Genomic DNA, 16,355 nt, shown 5'->3' on the forward strand with positions numbered 1-16,355 from the left:
GAGGGCTTCACGCGCTCCCTCGGCAAGGAGATCGCCCGGGGCAGGACGGTGAACCTGGTCCGGCTCACGGACGCCGCCGCCGCGGAATCCACCCTGCGCTTCCTGCTGTCACCCAAGTCGGCGTATGTGAGCGGGCAGGTGATCGAGGTGGGAGCCGCCCAGGGGCCGACCGCGGCCGACCCGGACCGCCCCCTGTCCGGCCGCACCGCCCTCGTCACCGGCGCCGCCCGGGGCATCGGTGAGGCGGTCGCCGAGACCCTCGCGCGCGACGGTGCCCGGGTCGTCGTGCTCGACATGCCGCAGGCCGAGCAGGACGCCCGGCGCGTCGCCGAGCGGCTCGGCGGCACCGCGCTGCTCCTCGACATGACATCCGCCGACGCGGGCGCCCGGATCGCCGATGCCCTGCCCGACGGTCTGGACCTGCTGATCCACAACGCGGGCATCACCCGCGACCGACGGCTGGTGAACATGCCCGCCGAACGCTGGATCTCCGTCCTGGAAGTGAACCTGACGAGCGTGCTGCGCACCACGGACGCCCTGCTGAAGGACGGCACGCTGAAGCGCGGCGGCCGGATCGTCGCCACCGCCTCGATCGCGGGGCTCGCCGGCAACGTCGGCCAGACCAACTACGGGGCGAGCAAGGCGGGCGTCGTCGGCCTGGTCCGCTCCCTCGCGCCGCGCGCGCTCGACGAGCACGGCGTGACGGTCAACGCGGTCGCGCCCGGCTTCATCGAGACGAAGATGACGGCCGCCGTCCCGCTGTTCATCCGGGAGGCGGGCCGGCGGATGAACTCCCTCGCGCAGGGCGGCCTGCCGGCCGACGTCGCCGAGACCACCGCCTGGCTGGCGCACCCCGCCTCGGGCGCGGTCAACGGCCAGGTCGTCCGCGTCTGCGGCCAGAGCCTGCTGGGGGCGTGATGGCCGACCCCGCCGCCGCTCTCGTCCTCACGGAGCTCCCCTCCCTCGCGCCGCTCCTCGCCCGCGGCGCCCTGCTGTCCCCCTTCAAACGCCCCGGCCCCGACGCGGAGTTCCCCCGCACCCGGCTCGTCCTGCCCGGCCTGCGCGTCGACCTCGCGCGGCTCGCGGCGTACGAGCGGGTCTGCGGCTTCCCGACCGGGGAGGACGCGCTGCCGGTGACGTATCCGCACGTGCTCGGATTCCCCCTGGCCATGCGGCTGATGAGCGGCCGGGGCTTCCCGCTGCCGCTGCTCGGCCTCGTCCACACGTCGATCACCGTCACCCGGCACGCACGGATGCCGGCGAGCGGCACGTACGAACTCTCCGTGCACATCGAGGGGCTGGCCCCCCACCGGCGCGGCACGCAGGCCACGGTCGTCACCGAGGTGCGCGGCGACGGGGATGTCGTGTGGGAGTCCAGGAGCACCTACCTCGCCCGGCACCGCACACACCAGCCGGCCGCGGCTCTCCGGGAGGCGGCGGCGCGCAAGCCGTTGCCCGAGGTCGCGCGCTGGCGGCTGGCCGGGGACGTCGGACGCCGCTACGGGGCCGCCTCGGGGGACCGCAACCCGATCCATCTGCACCCGCTCACGGCCCGGCTGTTCGGCTTCCCCCGGGCCATCGCCCACGGCATGTGGACCGTGGCCCGCTGCCTCGCCGCGCACGGCGTCCCGGAGGCCTGCCATCTGAGCGTGGAGTTCCGGGCACCGGTCCTGCTGCCCGGGACGGTGGCGTACGCGGAACAAGACGGCCGGTTCGAGCTGCGCGGCGGGGAGGACCGGATCCATGTGACCGGTGACGTCTACCCGGTGTGAGGGCCCGGCTGCTCCTCCGGGGGTGCCCAGGGCCGCCCCGCCATGAGGTCGCCGAGCCCGGCCCAGGCGAAGTTCATCAGCGTGGCCGCGGCCTGGCGGCCGGTGACGCCCGGGGTGGCGTTGGCCCAGGCGGCGAGCGACTCGGCGGCGCCGACCAGGGCCTCGGCGAGTCCGGCGACCTCGCGCTCGGGCAGGTCCGGGTCGCGGTGGGCCTCGCGGGCGCCGGCGAGGATCAGCTGCGTCACGAAGGCGACGATCTCCTCGCGCATCGCGGTGACCTCGGCGGCGAACGGCTCGCCGTGCGTACGCGCCTGGAGGTGCAGGACCGACCAGGCGTCCGGGTGCTCGCCGGTGTGCGTGAAGAAGGCGCCGAGGCCCTCCCACAGTTGCCGGTCGGCGGGCAGGTCGCGGCGGACCCCGGCCCGTACCGCCTCGACGAGGGCCCCCGCCTCCCGGCGGATGCAGGCGGTGAAGAGGTCTTCCTTCGAGTTGAGGTACAGGTAGACCAACGGCTTGGACACACCGGCGAGTTCGGCTATCTCGTCCATCGACGCGGCCATGTAGCCCCGTTGGCCGAAGATCTGCACGGCGGCGTCCAGCATCTGTTGCTCACGGACCGCGCGCGGCATGCGCTTCGTCCTCACGGCACCCATACCGCTTAGCGTACGGGCCCCCTGAGCGGCCCTCACCCGGGAAACCGGGGAAGGACCGCCGAGGGGGCCCGTCGTTGACCGGGACCGCTCGCCCGTCAGGCGGCCGCGGGGACCGGCTCGGTCTTGTCGCGCGGCTCCTCGCCGAACGGGTCGTCCAGGGAGGAGCCGTCGGCCGTGGCGTAGGCGTCACGGTCGAGCAGGTTCTCGCGGGCGGAGACCAGGACCGGGATCAGCGCCTGCCCGGCGACGTTGGTCGCGGTGCGGATCATGTCCAGGATCGGGTCGATCGCGAGGAGCAGGCCCACGCCCTCCATCGGCAGGCCGAGGGTGGACAGGGTCAGGGTCAGCATGACCGTCGCGCCGGTCAGGCCGGCCGTGGCGGCGGAGCCGACCACCGAGACGAACGCGATCAGCAGGTAGTCGCCGATGCCCAGCTGGATGTCGAAGATCTGGGCGACGAAGATCGCGGCGATGGCCGGGTAGATCGCGGCGCAGCCGTCCATCTTGGTCGTCGCGCCGAACGGCACCGCGAAGGAGGCGTATTCCTTCGGCACGCCGAGCCGCTCGGTGACCTTCTGCGTCAGCGGCATGGTGCCGACCGAGGAACGGGAGACGAAGGCCAGCTGGATCGCGGGCCAGGCGCCCTTGAAGAACTGGATCGGGTTGACCTTGGCGACGGTCGCGAGCAGCGTCGGGTAGACGCCGAACAGCACGATGAGGCAGCCGACGTAGATGTCGGCGGTGAACGTCGCGTACTTGCCGATCAGGTCCCAGCCGTAGGTGGCGATGGCGTAGCCGATGAGGCCGACGGTGCCGATCGGGGCGAGCCGGATGACCCACCACAGCGCCTTCTGGAGCAGGCTGAGGACGGATTCGCTCAGGGTGAGGATCGGCTGGGCCTTCTCACCGAGCTGGAGGGCGGCGATACCGGCGACGGCGGCCATGAAGACGATCTGCAGCACGTTCAGCTCGGTGAACGGCGTGATGACGTCGGTCGGGATGATGCCGGTCAGGAAGTCGATCCAGGAGCCGGTGCTCTCGGGCTTCGCGCCGTCCTTGGGCGTGAGGCCGGTACCGGCGCCGGGGTTGGTCAGCAGGCCGATGACCAGGCCGATGCTGACCGCGATCAGCGACGTGATCATGAACCAGAGGAGGGTGCGCGAGGCCAGCCGGGCCGCGTTGTTGACCTTCCGCAGGTTGGTGATCGAGACCAGGATCGCGAAGAAGACGAGGGGGGCGACGGCGAGCTTCAGCAGCCCGATGAAGGTGTCGCCGATCTTCTCCAGTGTCGTGACCAGCCAGGACACGTCCTGGTTGCGGGCGAGCCAGCCGAGCAGCACACCCAGGACGAGACCGGCGAGTATCTGGGCCCAGAAGGGCACCTTGAAGGACTTCGTGTGTGAGGACACGGACTGACTCCGTTGGGGGACGCGAGGGGGGAGCTGACGTGGGAGACGACGGGGGGGTTGCGTTACGTCAGGGACGACAGAAAGCGGACGCGCACCGACAGAGATCCACGTGCAGCCGCGCCACGAGCGGAGCGCTCAGGGGTGAGTGGGGCGCGACTGCTGACTTCATACAACGACCTTAACACCTGAGCTTTGGGGACCCCAAAGCCTGGCTTTGACAGGTGACGACGCACACACACCCATACAACGCAAAGCGCCCCGTTTCCGTGGATGTGCGGAAACGGGGCGCTGCGAGGCGCGTACGGGGACCTTACGAGGTCTGCCCCTGGGCCCGGGCGGCGTCGTCGGCGACGTCCTCCTGGTTGCGGTTGGCGTCCAGGTTGGCCTTCATCCGGTCGACGCGCTGCGCGACCTGGACCGACGCCCGGTCCCGCTCCTTGCGCAGCGCGACGAAGCTGATCGGCGCGGAGATCAGCAGGGCGAGCAGCACGACCCACAGTCCGTTGCTGTTGCCGAGACCGCGCGGGGCGATGCCGGAGTAGACGGCGCCCCAGACGACCACGAGGCAGCCCACGAAGACTCCGAGGCGCATCAGCGTGTAGCGGAGCATCTCAATCCACTCTTCCGGTTCGAACGGTCGGAACGCACCCAAAGGGGCACCGTCCAGTGAAACACGCCGAGCGGCCGATCTTGCAGGGGGGTCAGGCCAGGGGCAGCAGCATGATGACGTCGTCCCGGTCGTCCCCCGGCGCCACCCGGATCGCCCCGGGGATGCGCCCGACCTCCTTGTAGCCGCAGGAGGCGTAGAACCGCTCGAGACCGAGTCCGCCCCGGCAGGTCAGCCGGATCGCCTCGATGCCGTCCATGCGCCGGACTGCGTCCGCGGCGGCACCGAGCAGGTCCCGGCCGTAGCCCTTCCCCTGGTGCCGCGGGTGCACCATCACCGTGTACAACCACAGCCAGTGCGTCATCAGGTGGTGCGTGTTGTAGGTCAGGAACGCGGTCGCCGCGACCCGCCCCTCCTCATCGTGCCCGACGAGCAGTCTGACCCGCCCCTCGGCCATCGACGCGAAGTGCTGCACCAGCGCGGGGCGGATCTCCTCCCGCGTCACCGGCGGCACGTACCCGACGGCTCCGCCGGCGTTGGAGACATCGGTCCACAGATCGAGCAGGCCGTCACGCAGCTCGGGGGTGACGGCGGGACCGAGCGTGAAGGTAAGGGGCATGCACGGATTCTAGCTATTACGACAGCGCGTCCGCCGCCACTTTCAGGTCCGACACCAGCCCCCGGTACGCGGCCTCCCGGTCGTCGGACCGCAGCACGGACGACGGATGCACGGTCGGCACCAGCCGCTCGGGCCGCCCGTGGATCTCCTCCTCCAGAACCGTCCCGCGCACCTGCGTGACCCGGAACGAGGACCCGAGCAGCGCCTTCCCGGCGGTGGCCCCCAGGACGACGATCAGCTCCGGCTCCACGACGGCGAGCTCCGCGGCCAGCCAGGGCCCGCACGCGGTCATCTCCCGCAGGGTCGGCGCCTTGTGGATCCGCCGCTTTCGCGGCTCGGCCTGCGTGAACTTGAAGTGCTTCACGGCATTGGTGACATAGGCCTCGGACGGATCGATGCCGGCTTCCGCCAGCGCCCGGTCCAGCAGCTTCCCGGCAGGCCCGACGAACGGCTTCCCCTGCCGGTCCTCCCGATCCCCGGGCTGCTCCCCCACGAGCATGACCCGGGCGTCCTTGCTCCCCGCCCCGAACACGGTCTGGGTGGCGTCCCGGTGCAGCGGACACCCCCGGCACTCGGCGGCAGCCTTCCGCAGAGCGGGAATACCACCCCGCTCGGGCAAGAAGGGCTCAGCGGTGTAGGCGTCCTCAGGCGCCGAGGTCCTGACCATGCCCTCCGGGTACCCGGCTCAGGCGCGCGGGAACTGCGCGACCAGCCCCCACGCACCGAAAGCCGCAATCACACCCGCATAGGCTGCGGCGATTCGCGACGCTCAGGGTCGGGCCCGTCATACTCCCGAATGATCTCGTACCGCGTGTTCCGCTCCACGGGCCGGAACCCGGCATCACGGATCAGATCCAGCAGATCCTCACGCGTCAGCTTGTTCGGCGTCCCATAGTTGTCCGCGTCATGAGTGATCTTGTACTCGACGACGGACCCGTCCATGTCATCCGCACCGTGCTGCAACGCGAGCTGCGCCGTCTGCACCCCGTGCATGACCCAGAACACCTTCACATGCGGCACGTTGTCGAACAGCAGCCGCGACACCGCGAAGGTCTTCAGCGCCTCCGCCCCCGTCGCCATCTGCGTCCGCGCCTGAAGCCGGTTGCGGACCTTGCCGTCCTTCATGTCGACGAAGTCGTGCTGGTAGCGCAGCGGGATGAAGACCTGGAAGCCCCCGGTCTCGTCCTGCAGCTCACGCAGCCGCAGCACGTGGTCCACCCGGTGCCGCGGCTCCTCGATGTGGCCGTAGAGCATGGTGGCCGGGGTCTTCAGACCCTTCTCGTGGGCGAGCCGGTGGATCCGGGACCAGTCCTCCCAGTGGGTCCGGTGGTCCACGATGTGCTGCCGGACCTCCCAGTCGAAGATCTCGGCGCCGCCACCGGTGAGGGACTCGAGACCCGCGTCGATGAGCTCGTCGAGGATCTCCGACGCGCTCATCCCCGAGATCGTCTCGAAGTGGTGGATCTCCGTGGCCGTGAACGCCTTCAGCGAGACGTCCGGCAGCGCCGCCTTCAGCTCCCGCAGCGACCGCGGGTAGTACCGCCACGGCAGGTTGGGGTGCAGCCCGTTGACGATGTGCAGTTCGGTGAGGTGCTCCGACTCCATCGCCTTCGCGAGCTTGACGGCCTCCTCGATGCGCATCGTGTACGCGTCCTTCTCCCCCGGCTTGCGCTGGAAGGAGCAGTACGCGCAGGAGGCCGTGCACACGTTCGTCATGTTGAGATGACGGTTGACGTTGAAGTGCACGACGTCGCCGTTCTTGCGGGTGCGCACCTCGTGCGCCAGGCCGCCGAGCCAGGCCAGGTCGTCCGACTCGTACAGCGCGATGCCGTCCTCACGGGTCAGACGGACACCCGCCCCGACCTTCTCCTCCAGCTCGCGCTTGAGCCCGAGATCCATGCCCACACCTTTCCTCGACGACGTCCCCAACCGTACGACTACTCCTCTTCCGGCAGCTGCCCGACCCGGTTCTCCCACTTCGTGGAGAGCACGATCGTCGTACGCGTCCGGGAGACCCCCTTCGTGCCGCTGAGCCGCCGGATCATCTTCTCCAGGCCGTCCACGTCGGCCGCCCGCACCTTGAGCATGTACGAGTCCTCGCCCGCGATGAACCAGCAGTCCTCGATCTCCGAGAGGTCCTTCAGCCGCTGCGCCACGTCCTCGTGGTCGGTGGCGTCGGAGAGCGAGATGCCGACCAGGGCGGTGACGCCGAGGCCGAGCGAGGCGGCGTCGACGGTGGCCCGGTAGCCGGTGATGACTCCGGCCGCCTCCAGCCGGTTGATGCGGTCGGTGACACTGGGTCCCGACAGTCCGACGAGGCGTCCCAGCTCCGCGTAGGAGGCCCGGCCGTTCTCCCTCAGGGCCTGGATGAGCTGCCTGTCCACCGCGTCCATTGCGATCGAAGCCTTCCGCTGAAGTTGTGGTTGAGTCCGATGGGGTTCGGGTGCTGCTCAGCCGTCGCGGTGTGCACCGCCGCCGAGTTCACCTTGCCAACGGCGGTAGAGCCCGTGCGGCACGCCCGCCGCGTCGAGTACGCGTCCGGCGACGAAGTCCACCAGGTCCTGGATGTGCGTCGCGCCCGCGTAGAAGGCGGGTGAGGCGGGCACGACCGTCGCGCCCGCGTCGTCGAGGGTGACCAGGTGCCGCAGGGTCTGGCCGTTCAGCGGGGTCTCGCGTACGGCCACGATCAGCTTGCGGTCCTCTTTGAGGGTCACGCTCGCCGCCCGTTGCAGCAGGTCCTTCGACAGACCGAGCGCGACCCCCGCCACGCTCGCCGTCGAGGCGGGCACGATGAGCATGCCCTTGGTGCGGTACGACCCCGAGGACGGCCCGGCGGCCAGGTCGCCGGCGCTCCAGTGCCGTACGGCGTCGATGTCGACGGAGAAGGTGTCCGGCTTGCCGTCGGCGCCCCGGGACAGCCATTCCCGCAGGTCGGCCTGCCAGTGGGCGTCCCGGAAGGAGATCCCGGTCTCGTCCAGCAGGGTGAGCCGGGAGGCCCGGGACACCACGAGATCGACGCTCTCGCCGACGTCGAGAAGCGCCCTCAGCACGGCAGCGGCATACGGGGTGCCGGAGGCCCCGGACACCCCTACGATCCAAGGCGTACGCGGCATCTCGCCTGGCTTGACTGGGTTCACAACACCGAGCCTATCCGGCGTCACAGGGTGGGAACCGGCCAAGGGGTGCGGGCCGTTACATGGAGGAGACGAGCGAGCGCTGGGGGTCGCCATGTCGGATCCGCAAGCCGGGTGGTCACAGGGCGACCGCGCGCTGGCCGCGGGCAAGCTGATGCTGGCCTGGGTGGCGCTGCTGTGGCTGCTGGAAGTGGTGGACGTGGCCACGGGCCATGCGCTGGACGGCTTCGGTGTCACCCCGCGCGACCCTTCCGAGCTGGTCGATGTCGTCCCCTCGTCCTTCATCCACTTCGGCTTCGCCCATCTGGCGGCGAACACCGTGCCGCTGCTGGTCCTCGGCTTTCTCGCCGCGCTCGCCGGACTGCGCCGGTTCCTGCTCGTCTGCGCGCTGATCATCGTCGTGGACGGCCTGGGCGTCTGGCTGATCGCCCCGGCCCACACCAACACCGCGGGCGCCTCCGGCGTGATCTTCGGCCTGTTCGGGTTCCTCCTGGTCACCGGCTTCGTCGAGCGCCGCCCCTGGGGCGTCCTGGCGGGCGTCCTGATCGCCACGGTCTGGGGCGGCTCGATCCTGGCGGGCCTGGCCCCGACCCAGACGGGCGTCAGCTGGCAGGGCCATCTGCTGGGCCTGCTGGCCGGGGTGGCGGCGGCGTTCGTGTTCCGCCGCGGCCCGGCGGCCCCGGCCACGCTCACACGGTGAGGCCGCGCACCAGCAGGTCCAGCAGCGCGCACACGAACAGGGCGATGCCGATGAAGCCGTTGACGCTGAAGAAGGCGCGGTTCACGCGGGACAGGTCGTGGGGGCGGACGATCGAGTGTTCGTAGAGGAACGCGGCGGCGACGATCAGCAGGCCCAGCCAGAAGAAGGCGCCGGCGCCGGTGGCCAGGGCGTACCAGACGAACAGGGCCGTCGTCAGGGCGTGGCAGACCCGCGCGCCCCAGATCGCCGCCGGGATGCCGAAGCGGGCGGGGACGGACATGACGCCGATCTCGCGGTCGGTCTCCACGTCCTGGCAGGCGTAGATCAGGTCGAAGCCGCCGATCCAGATGCCCACGGCGAGGCCGAGGATCACCGCGTCCCAGGACCACTCCCCCGTGATCGCCAGCCAGCCGCCGATCGGGCCCATGGCCTGGGCCAGGCCGAGGATGGCCTGCGGGAAGTTCGTGAACCGCTTGCCGTAGGGGTAGACCACCATCGGGATCACCGCGATGGGGGCCAGCGCCAGGCACAGCGGGTTGAGCAGGGCCGCCGCGCCGAGGAACACGGCCAGGGCGATCAGCGCACCCGTCCACGCGTGCTTCACCGACATCGCGCCCGTCACCAGTTCGCGCTGCGCCGTGCGCGGGTTCCGCGCGTCGATCTCCCGGTCGATGATCCGGTTGACCGCCATGGCGAACGTCCGCAGGCCCACCATGCAGACGGTGACCAGCAGCAGCTTGCCCCAGTGGATGTTCTTGTCCCACTGGAACATCGCCGTGAGCGCGGCGATGTAGGCGAAGGGCAGCGCGAAGACCGAGTGCTCGATCATCACCAGCCGCAGGAACGCCTTGGTGCGTCCCGGCTGCGGGATCGCGGCGGAAGCGGAACTCACTGGGAACCTCCGAGGATGCCCCGGTCGGCAGACCGGGGAGGATTCAAGCCCGACAACGGCAGGACACGGCTCGCAAGTGGGCCAAGCGCGTGGTCACCGATCACGACGCGATCGCTGTCGAGGACTTCCGCCCGAAGTTCCTCGCGAGGACGAGCATGGCCCGCAAGGCAGCTGACGCCGCCATCGGGGCCACCAAGAAGGCCCTGATCGAAATGGGCCGCAAGCACGGGCGTGACGTCCGCCTGGTGCATCCCGCGCACACCGCCAAGGACTGCGCATCGTGCGGAGCGAGAACCAAGCACGCACTTCCTCTGTCGGAACGCACCTGCACCCGCACCGCGTGCGGAGCCGTCTCTCCCAGGGACAAGAACTCCGCCCGCGTGATGCTCGTACGGGCTGGTCCGAACCCGGCTGGTGTTGAGGGCGTAGGACCTCCTGGGGCGCCGCTCCAGGTGGCAGCCTGAGCCAGGAATTCCCCCCTCTGAAGAGCGGGAAGCAGTCAAAGGCCGTACTCCTTCCAGCGACGGTCCACCTTCGCCGCCGTCTCCGGGTCGGACTCCACCATGTCGGGCCAGCCGCCGTCGCGGGTGTAGCCCTCCTCGGGCCACTTCTTCGTCGCGTCGATGCCGGCCTTGCCGCCCCAGAACTGCTGGTAGGAGGCATGGTCGAGATGGTCGACGGGGCCCTCGACGATCGACAGGTCGCGGGCGTAGTCCGTGTTGCCCAGCGCCCGCCAGGCGACCTCGTGCAGATCGTGCACGTCGCAGTCGGAGTCGACGACCACGATCAGCTTGGTCAGCGACATCATGTGCGCGCCCCAGATCGCGTGCATGACCTTCTGCGCGTGCTTCGGGTACTTCTTGTCGATCGAGACGATCGCGCAGTTGTGGAAGCCGCCCGCCTCCGGCAGGTGGTAGTCCACGATGTCCGGCACGATGATCTTCAGCAGCGGCAGGAAGAAGCGTTCCGTCGCGCGGCCCAGCGGCCCGTCCTCCGTCGGAGGCCTGCCCACGACGATCGACTGGAGCAGCGGCCGCTTCCGCATCGTGACGCAGTCGATCGTCAGCGCGGGGAAGGGTTCCTGCGGCGTGTAGAAGCCGGTGTGGTCGCCGAACGGCCCCTCGGGCAGCATCTCGCCCGGCTCCAGCCAGCCCTCGATCACGACCTCGGCCTGCGCCGGCACCTGGAGCGGCACGGTCTTGCAGTCGACCATCTCGATCCGCTTGCCCGCGAGGAACCCCGCGAACAGGTACTCGTCGATGTCCCCCGGCAGCGGGGCCGTGGACGCGTACGTCACGGCGGGCGGGCACCCGAAGGCGATGGCGACGGGCAGCCGCTCGCCCCTGCGCGCGGCCACCTGGTAGTGGTTCCGGCTGTCCTTGTGGATCTGCCAGTGCATGCCGATGGTGCGCTTGTCGTGGCGCTGGAGCCGGTACAGCCCGAGGTTGCGGACGCCGCTCTCGGGGTCCTTGGTGTGGGTCAGCCCCAGGTTGAAGAACGACCCGCCGTCCTTCGGCCAGGTGAAGAGGGCGGGCAGCTGGTCGAGGTCGACGTCGTCCCCGGTCAGGACGACTTCCTGCACGGGGCCGTCCTTCACCTTCTTCGGCGGCACGTGCGTCATCGAGCCGAGCTTGCCGAAGGCCTCCCGGACGCCGACGAAGCCGTGCGGCAGCTCGGGCTTCAGCAGCCCGCCGATCCGCTCGGAGATCTCGGCGTACGACTTCAGGCCCAGGGCCTTCAGCAGCCGCCGGTCCGTACCGAACACGTTCATCGCGAGCGGCATGCCCGACCCGCGCACGTTCTCGAAGAGCAGGGCGGGGCCGCCGGACTTCTGCACCCGGTCGACGATCTCCCCGATCTCCAGATACGGGTCCACCTCGGCCTTGATGCGCTTGAGGTCGCCCTCGCGCTCCAGCGCCCTGAGCAGGGAGCGAAGATCGTCGTAAGCCATGGGGTCCAGTATCCCCGAGCCGCTACCCTGACCTGGAACCACCCACCGCTTTCGCTGAGAGGCCGCATGCTCCGGGTACTGATGTTCCTCGTGCCGCTGGCACTCAGCGTGTACGCGTTCATCGACTGCATCAGCACGAAGGACGACGAGATCCGCCACATGCCCAAGCCGCTGTGGGCGATCCTCGTCCTGCTGTTTCCGCTCGTCGGCTCGATCTCCTGGCTCATCGCCGGCAAGAAGCGCAGCCCCGCCGCCGACGGCTGGTCCGGGGCCCGCGGCGGCCGCTCCCGGCAGTGGGTGGCACCCGACGACAATCCGGACTTCCTGAAGTCCCTCGACGAGGACAAGAACAAGGACGACGACCCGAGGCGCGACGAGTCCTGAGGGGCGCGGACGGTCCCGGTGTGCGGGGCTTCCGTGAAAAGACTTGCCCCTGGGAAACGCATGGTCGTCAATGGTGTTCCCACAGTGACCGCTCTCACTGTGCCTTCACCAGCTCTCAGGGGGCCTTCATGGAAACAGGGCAGCCACCGGGGCAGTGGGACGTCCCACCCCCGCCCGCCACTCCACCGCGCGCCATGACGGACATCGAACTGCGCGTCCACAAGCGGCTGTTATGGGTCGGCACCGCGGCCTACCCGCTGCGGAACATCGCGCGGGTGTACACGTTCACCCTCCGTCCGAAGCGCAAGGAGGCGGTCTTCCGCTTCCTGAAACGCGCCGGGATCATCCTGGCCGTGGCCATCGGCCTGTCGATCATCGGCGGTCTGATCTCCCTCGCGAGCAGCTCCAGCGGCCCGTACGAGAGTGAGCAGTCCAGCGGCGGCGGGCTGATCATCTTCGTGTGGCTCTGCTCCGGCGCGGCGCTGATCTACTTCTTCGTCGAGATGCTCTCCGTGGTCACGGCGCCGTCCCACTACGTCCTCGCCATCGAGACGGCCGGTCCGTCCACCGCGATGGTGACCAGCCCCGACCCGCAGCACCTGGACCGGCTCGTGGGCTATGTCTCGGGCGCGCTGGAGAACCCCGACACCGAGTTCCAGGTGACGGTGGAGCAACTCACCATCAACTCGCCCACCAACTACCACTTCGGCGACAACGTGAACATGTACGGGGGCAGCGGAAACGTGGGGATCGCGGCATGAGCGGCAACAACTACTACTACGGCGACAACGTCAGCATGCACGGCGGCAGCGGCAACACGGGCATCGTGAAGAACGGCACCATGGGCGACACGGACCCCGCCCTGCGCCTGGCCCTCGCCGAACTGATCCGCGAGGTCCGGGAGTTGCGCGACCAGCTGCCGCAGCCGAGCGCACAGCTCATCGACGAGTCGCTGCCGGTACTGACCGCGGACGCCGCGCCCGCGCAGGAGCGGCACCGGGCGCTGCTGGCCGTCGCCGCGATCGCCGCGGCCGTCGGGGCGGTGGGGCAACCGGTCGCGGAGGCCGCCAACCGGATCCTGCAGATGGTGAGCGGGCAGTAGGTCAGCGCACGGACCCGACGAACGCGGACCAGGCGGACCGGCCGACGACCATGACCGGTCCGTCAGGGTTCTTGCTGTCGCGGACGGGGACGGTGCCGGGGAAACCGGGGGCTATTTCTATGCAGTCCCCGCCGTTGGCGCCGCTGTGACTGCTCTTGATCCAAGTCGCCGCGCGGAGCTGGTGGCTGGTCATCGGCCTCGTACCCTTCCCTCACGTCGCTGATCAGATCGGCGGACTGAGGTGCTGACAGGGCGTCCGCCCTGAGCAAATCATAAGTGCGCATGTGCTGCGCGAAGACGGTCGGATCGTCGCTGAAGTGACCACGGTCCAGCGACTCCGAGTAGACCCACCGCTCGGCACCCGGAAGCTCGATCAACGACAGGGACGTATCGGGCCGGTCGATCTCCGGGCGGTTTGATGGAGCGATCTGGATGCGAATGTTGGGCAGGCTGCCCACGGCAAGCAGGTGGTCGGACTGGCCCCGCATGACCTCCGGGCTACCGACCATGTTCCGCAGGCAGCTTTCGTCGAGCACCACGAGGTAGAACGGGCCACCCTCCACGAGGAACCGCTGCTGGCGGCTCATTCTCGCCCGGACCCTCTCCGCCACGTCCTGGGCGTCGGTGAGACGGCGGCCGAACAGCGCGGCGGCGTAGTCACGCGTCTGCAACAACCCTGGCATCACCTGGGTTTGGTAGGCGCGGATGGCAACGGCCTCCGCATCCATACGCGCCCTGCGCGCGAACCAATCCGGATGCTCCACCTGCGGATACCAGTCGATCCGGGCCCACAGCCGGAGTAATACCCCACCCGTTCGCAGCAGTTCGTCACAGGCCTTGGCGAACGTGTCCTGCGGAACCCTCGTGCCCGCCTCCACCCGCGCGACATGCGAACGGTCGCAGGGGATCTGCCTCGCCAACGCCTCCTGCGTGAGCAGCGCCGCCTCGCGGAAATGCCGGAGCACCTCCCCGAACACGGCGGCCGTACTCGCCCCCGACTCCGCCCCGCCGTTCCGTCGGCTCACGGCTTTCCCCCTCCGTGACAGTGCACCGGTGTCACACGCCAAGCATTGAACCGGACTGTTCCCGTGCGCAACGCTCAATACACCCAGAGTGACGGAGGTACGCGAAATGGAACCGGGAACGCTCGTCTACGACCCGCAATCGCGCAAGGTCGGCGAGTACCAGGACAGGATCGGCCCGTACGTGATGCTGCGCCCGGTCGGCGGCGGACGGGAATGGCAGGCGGACCCGGCGAGGATCCGGAAGGCGACCCTGGACGAGCGGCTCAGCGCGGGCGTACGCGCGCTCAACGAGCGTTCCAGGGAGGGCCTGTCGGCCGATGTGACCCGGTCGCCCTCCCCGGTGCCCGGGTGCGCGGGCTGTGAGGAGCTGGCGCTCCGGCGGGACCGCGCACGCGCGGCGTTCGACGGCAGCGCGGTGACGGACGCGAACGTGCTGCTGCGCCAGCATCAACGGGCGGAGCACGGCGGGGAGTCGGCCGGCCGCCGGATCTTCCGGTACGTGCCGTACACGATCGTGCAGGACGCGTCGGCCCTGCCCGAGTACGAGGCCTACTGCGTCTCCGGCGAGGAGGAGGACTGCGGGGCGAGTTCGGGTCGCTGTCAGGCGCCCGGCGAGGTCGAGGAGTGGCAGCGCAGGCACACCCAGGAAACGAGGCACCTGCGCTACCGCCGCAGCTTCGCCGACTACGCGGTGCTGGAGAGGCAGGGCTGACGGGGCACGACGCCGCCGAGGAAACGGGCGATCCCCAGCGCGCGGCGCAGGTCACCGAGCCAGAAACCCGCCGGTCCGGGACGCCCGCGCGGCCGCCACCTCCCGTGGGATCCCCTCGGCCACAACCTCTCCCCCGCCGGCCCCGCCGACCGGCCCGAGGTCGATCAGCCAGTCCGACGCCCGCATGACATCGACGTTGTGCTCGATGGTGAGGACGGAGTGCCCCGCGTCCACCAGCCGCTGGAGCACGTCCAGCAGCCGCGCGGAGTCCGCCGCGTGCAGGCCGGTCGTAGGCTCGTCGAGGACGTAGAGCGTCCGGTCGGCGGCCCGACGGCCCAGCTCCTTCGCCAGCTTGAGGCGCTGGGCCTCTCCCCCGGACAGCGTGGGCGCGGGCTGTCCCAGCGGCAGGTAGCCGAGGCCGACGTCCGCCATGCGCTGCAGTCGGCCGACCGCGTTGGGCACGTTCCTGAACACCCCGAGTGCCTCGTCCACCGTCGCCGCCAGCACCTCGGCGATGTCGTACCCCTGGTATCGCACCGCCAGCACCTCGGGCCGGAAGCGGCGGCCCCGGCAGGCCGGGCAGCGCACCTCCACGGCCGGGAGGAAGTGCATCCGGACGGTGAGCACACCGGCGCCCTCACAGCGTTCGCAGCGTCCGCCGGGGACGTTGAAGGAGAACCGGCCCGCTGTCAGACGTCCTTCGCTGCTCGCGGCGAAGATCTCCCGGATGGGCGTGAAGACGTCCGAGTACGTCGCCGCGTTGGAGCGCGGGACACGGCTGACGGGCTCCTGGTCGATGAGGACGGCCTTGGAGAGGTGCTCCCAGCCGTCGATGCCGTCGTGTTCGGCCGGGAGTTCCCCCGCACCGTGGAAGTGGCGGCGGGCGGCCCGGCCCAGGATGTCCAGCAGCAGCGTCGACTTGCCCGAGCCGGACGGGCCGGTGACCGTCACCAGGCGGTTCAGCGGGATACGTACGGTCACGGCCTTGAGGTTGTGGGCCCGGGCCCCGCGGATCACGAGCGCCGAGGCGCTGTCGCCGCGGCCACGGGGCGCGGGCGCGGGCAGCCGACCCGACAGATACGCGCCGGTCACCGAGGACTCGGCCAGGGCCACCTCCTGCGGCGTCCCGGCCGCCACGATCCGGCCGCCGTCCCGGCCCGCCCCCGGGCCGACGTCCACGACGTGGTCCGCCGCCCGCAGCACGTCCAGGTCGTGCTCGACGACCAGCACGGTGTTGCCCAGGTCGCGCAGGCGGCGCAGGACGCCGATCAGGCGGGCGGTGTCCGAGGGGTGCAGGCCGATGGTCGGCTCTACGTCCGACGACCAGCTTGTTCTTCGGCAGGGAGAGGGAGACGTTCTTGAGGTTGTTCAGGCGTGCGCCGGTGACGCGGATAC

21 protein-coding genes and 1 pseudogene are annotated in these 16,355 nt (G+C 70.1%); 8 read left to right on the forward strand and 14 right to left on the reverse strand.

From position 1 onward, the window contains the following. Together ABZ281_RS11445 and ABZ281_RS11450 are read left to right on the forward strand one after the other, a co-directional pair. Positions 1–918, forward strand: a 918-nt coding sequence (locus ABZ281_RS11445; RefSeq protein WP_356654395.1) for a 3-oxoacyl-ACP reductase, incomplete at its 5' end; no start/stop codon positions are given. Further along, entirely contained in the window at positions 918–1,772 is an 855-nt protein-coding gene (locus ABZ281_RS11450) for a MaoC/PaaZ C-terminal domain-containing protein (protein WP_356654397.1), read from the forward strand. The genes ABZ281_RS11445 and ABZ281_RS11450, both read left to right, overlap by 1 nt. Here the strand turns inward: ABZ281_RS11450 and ABZ281_RS11455 are convergent. The 9 genes from ABZ281_RS11455 to ABZ281_RS11495 form a co-directional block, all read right to left on the reverse strand. Next, positions 1,760–2,425, reverse strand: a complete 666-nt coding sequence (locus tag ABZ281_RS11455; protein ID WP_356654399.1) for a TetR/AcrR family transcriptional regulator — start codon at positions 2,423–2,425, stop codon at positions 1,760–1,762. The genes ABZ281_RS11450 and ABZ281_RS11455 overlap by 13 nt on opposite strands. A 95-nt stretch (positions 2,426–2,520) precedes the next feature. Next, positions 2,521–3,834, reverse strand: coding sequence for a dicarboxylate/amino acid:cation symporter (locus ABZ281_RS11460; protein WP_356654401.1), 1,314 nt, complete (start codon positions 3,832–3,834; stop codon positions 2,521–2,523). 67 nt (positions 3,835–3,901) lie between these two features. Next, complete coding sequence (locus ABZ281_RS11465; RefSeq protein WP_311774604.1) at positions 3,902–4,003, reverse strand: putative leader peptide; 102 nt, start codon at positions 4,001–4,003, stop codon at positions 3,902–3,904. Between the two features lie 141 nt (positions 4,004–4,144). Continuing rightward, entirely contained in the window at positions 4,145–4,444 is a 300-nt protein-coding gene (locus ABZ281_RS11470; protein ID WP_356654403.1) for a DUF4229 domain-containing protein, read from the reverse strand. 91 nt (positions 4,445–4,535) lie between these two features. Continuing rightward, positions 4,536–5,060, reverse strand: coding sequence for a GNAT family N-acetyltransferase (locus ABZ281_RS11475; protein ID WP_356654405.1), 525 nt, complete (start codon positions 5,058–5,060; stop codon positions 4,536–4,538). A 16-nt stretch (positions 5,061–5,076) separates the two neighbouring features. Then, positions 5,077–5,727 carry a UdgX family uracil-DNA binding protein gene (locus tag ABZ281_RS11480; protein WP_356654407.1) on the reverse strand — a complete coding sequence of 217 codons (651 nt, stop codon included), beginning with the start codon at positions 5,725–5,727 and terminating at the stop codon, positions 5,077–5,079. A gap of 68 nt (positions 5,728–5,795) precedes the next feature. Next, a complete protein-coding gene (gene mqnE / locus ABZ281_RS11485) occupies positions 5,796–6,959 on the reverse strand; it encodes an aminofutalosine synthase MqnE (RefSeq protein ID WP_356654409.1) in 1,164 nt (387 codons plus the stop codon). A gap of 38 nt (positions 6,960–6,997) precedes the next feature. Then, complete coding sequence (locus ABZ281_RS11490) at positions 6,998–7,453, reverse strand: Lrp/AsnC family transcriptional regulator (protein ID WP_356654410.1); 456 nt, start codon at positions 7,451–7,453, stop codon at positions 6,998–7,000. A 57-nt stretch (positions 7,454–7,510) separates the two neighbouring features. After that, a complete protein-coding gene (locus tag ABZ281_RS11495) occupies positions 7,511–8,173 on the reverse strand; it encodes a UbiX family flavin prenyltransferase (RefSeq protein WP_356654412.1) in 663 nt (220 codons plus the stop codon). 115 nt (positions 8,174–8,288) lie between these two features. Here ABZ281_RS11495 and ABZ281_RS11500 point away from each other — a divergent pair, with 115 nt between their 5' ends. Next, positions 8,289–8,894 carry a rhomboid family intramembrane serine protease gene (locus ABZ281_RS11500; protein ID WP_356654414.1) on the forward strand — a complete coding sequence of 202 codons (606 nt, stop codon included), beginning with the start codon at positions 8,289–8,291 and terminating at the stop codon, positions 8,892–8,894. Here ABZ281_RS11500 and mqnP read toward each other — a convergent pair. Then, positions 8,884–9,786 carry a menaquinone biosynthesis prenyltransferase MqnP gene (gene mqnP / locus ABZ281_RS11505; protein WP_356654416.1) on the reverse strand — a complete coding sequence of 301 codons (903 nt, stop codon included), beginning with the start codon at positions 9,784–9,786 and terminating at the stop codon, positions 8,884–8,886. The genes ABZ281_RS11500 and mqnP overlap by 11 nt on opposite strands. A 47-nt stretch (positions 9,787–9,833) precedes the next feature. Between mqnP and ABZ281_RS11510 the strand changes: the two are divergent. Then, a pseudogene (locus ABZ281_RS11510) lies at positions 9,834–10,250 on the forward strand (transposase); the annotation flags it as partial. A gap of 35 nt (positions 10,251–10,285) precedes the next feature. On the opposite strand, the gene ABZ281_RS11515 reads toward ABZ281_RS11510, so the two are convergent. Next, on the reverse strand, positions 10,286–11,737 hold the full coding sequence (locus ABZ281_RS11515) for a menaquinone biosynthesis decarboxylase (RefSeq protein ID WP_356654418.1): 1,452 nt from the start codon (positions 11,735–11,737) through the stop codon (positions 10,286–10,288). A gap of 66 nt (positions 11,738–11,803) precedes the next feature. Here ABZ281_RS11515 and ABZ281_RS11520 point away from each other — a divergent pair, with 66 nt between their 5' ends. The 3 genes from ABZ281_RS11520 (at position 11,804) to ABZ281_RS11530 (ending at position 13,223) form a co-directional block, all read left to right on the forward strand. Then, positions 11,804–12,121 carry a PLD nuclease N-terminal domain-containing protein gene (locus tag ABZ281_RS11520; RefSeq protein WP_356654420.1) on the forward strand — a complete coding sequence of 106 codons (318 nt, stop codon included), beginning with the start codon at positions 11,804–11,806 and terminating at the stop codon, positions 12,119–12,121. A gap of 194 nt (positions 12,122–12,315) precedes the next feature. Beyond that, a complete protein-coding gene (locus ABZ281_RS11525; RefSeq protein WP_356654422.1) occupies positions 12,316–12,882 on the forward strand; it encodes a DUF6232 family protein in 567 nt (188 codons plus the stop codon). Beyond that, positions 12,879–13,223 (forward strand): hypothetical protein, encoded by a 345-nt coding sequence (locus ABZ281_RS11530; RefSeq protein ID WP_356654424.1) that lies wholly within the window; start codon positions 12,879–12,881, stop codon positions 13,221–13,223. The genes ABZ281_RS11525 and ABZ281_RS11530 overlap by 4 nt, the downstream gene beginning before the upstream one ends. 1 nt (position 13,224) lies before the next feature. On the opposite strand, the gene ABZ281_RS11535 is transcribed toward ABZ281_RS11530, so the two are convergent. Beyond that, complete coding sequence (locus ABZ281_RS11535) at positions 13,225–13,338, reverse strand: DUF397 domain-containing protein (protein ID WP_356654432.1); 114 nt, start codon at positions 13,336–13,338, stop codon at positions 13,225–13,227. Next, entirely contained in the window at positions 13,286–14,248 is a 963-nt protein-coding gene (locus ABZ281_RS11540) for a helix-turn-helix transcriptional regulator (RefSeq protein WP_356654426.1), read from the reverse strand. Before ABZ281_RS11540 ends, ABZ281_RS11535 begins: the two co-directional genes overlap by 53 nt. Before the next feature lie 106 nt (positions 14,249–14,354). Here ABZ281_RS11540 and ABZ281_RS11545 point away from each other — a divergent pair, with 106 nt between their 5' ends. Further along, positions 14,355–14,960 carry a hypothetical protein gene (locus ABZ281_RS11545; RefSeq protein ID WP_356654428.1) on the forward strand — a complete coding sequence of 202 codons (606 nt, stop codon included), beginning with the start codon at positions 14,355–14,357 and terminating at the stop codon, positions 14,958–14,960. A 51-nt stretch (positions 14,961–15,011) separates the two neighbouring features. On the opposite strand, the gene ABZ281_RS11550 is transcribed toward ABZ281_RS11545, so the two are convergent. Beyond that, the gene (locus ABZ281_RS11550) at positions 15,012–16,190 is read right to left on the reverse strand and encodes a hypothetical protein (RefSeq protein WP_356654430.1); all 1,179 of its coding nucleotides are present in this window, start codon (positions 16,188–16,190) and stop codon (positions 15,012–15,014) included. Positions 16,191–16,355 lie beyond the last annotated feature (165 nt).

The sequence above is a fragment of the Streptomyces sp. NPDC006265 genome, from assembly GCF_040613555.1.
Classification (GTDB): Bacteria; Actinomycetota; Actinomycetes; order Streptomycetales; family Streptomycetaceae; genus Streptomyces.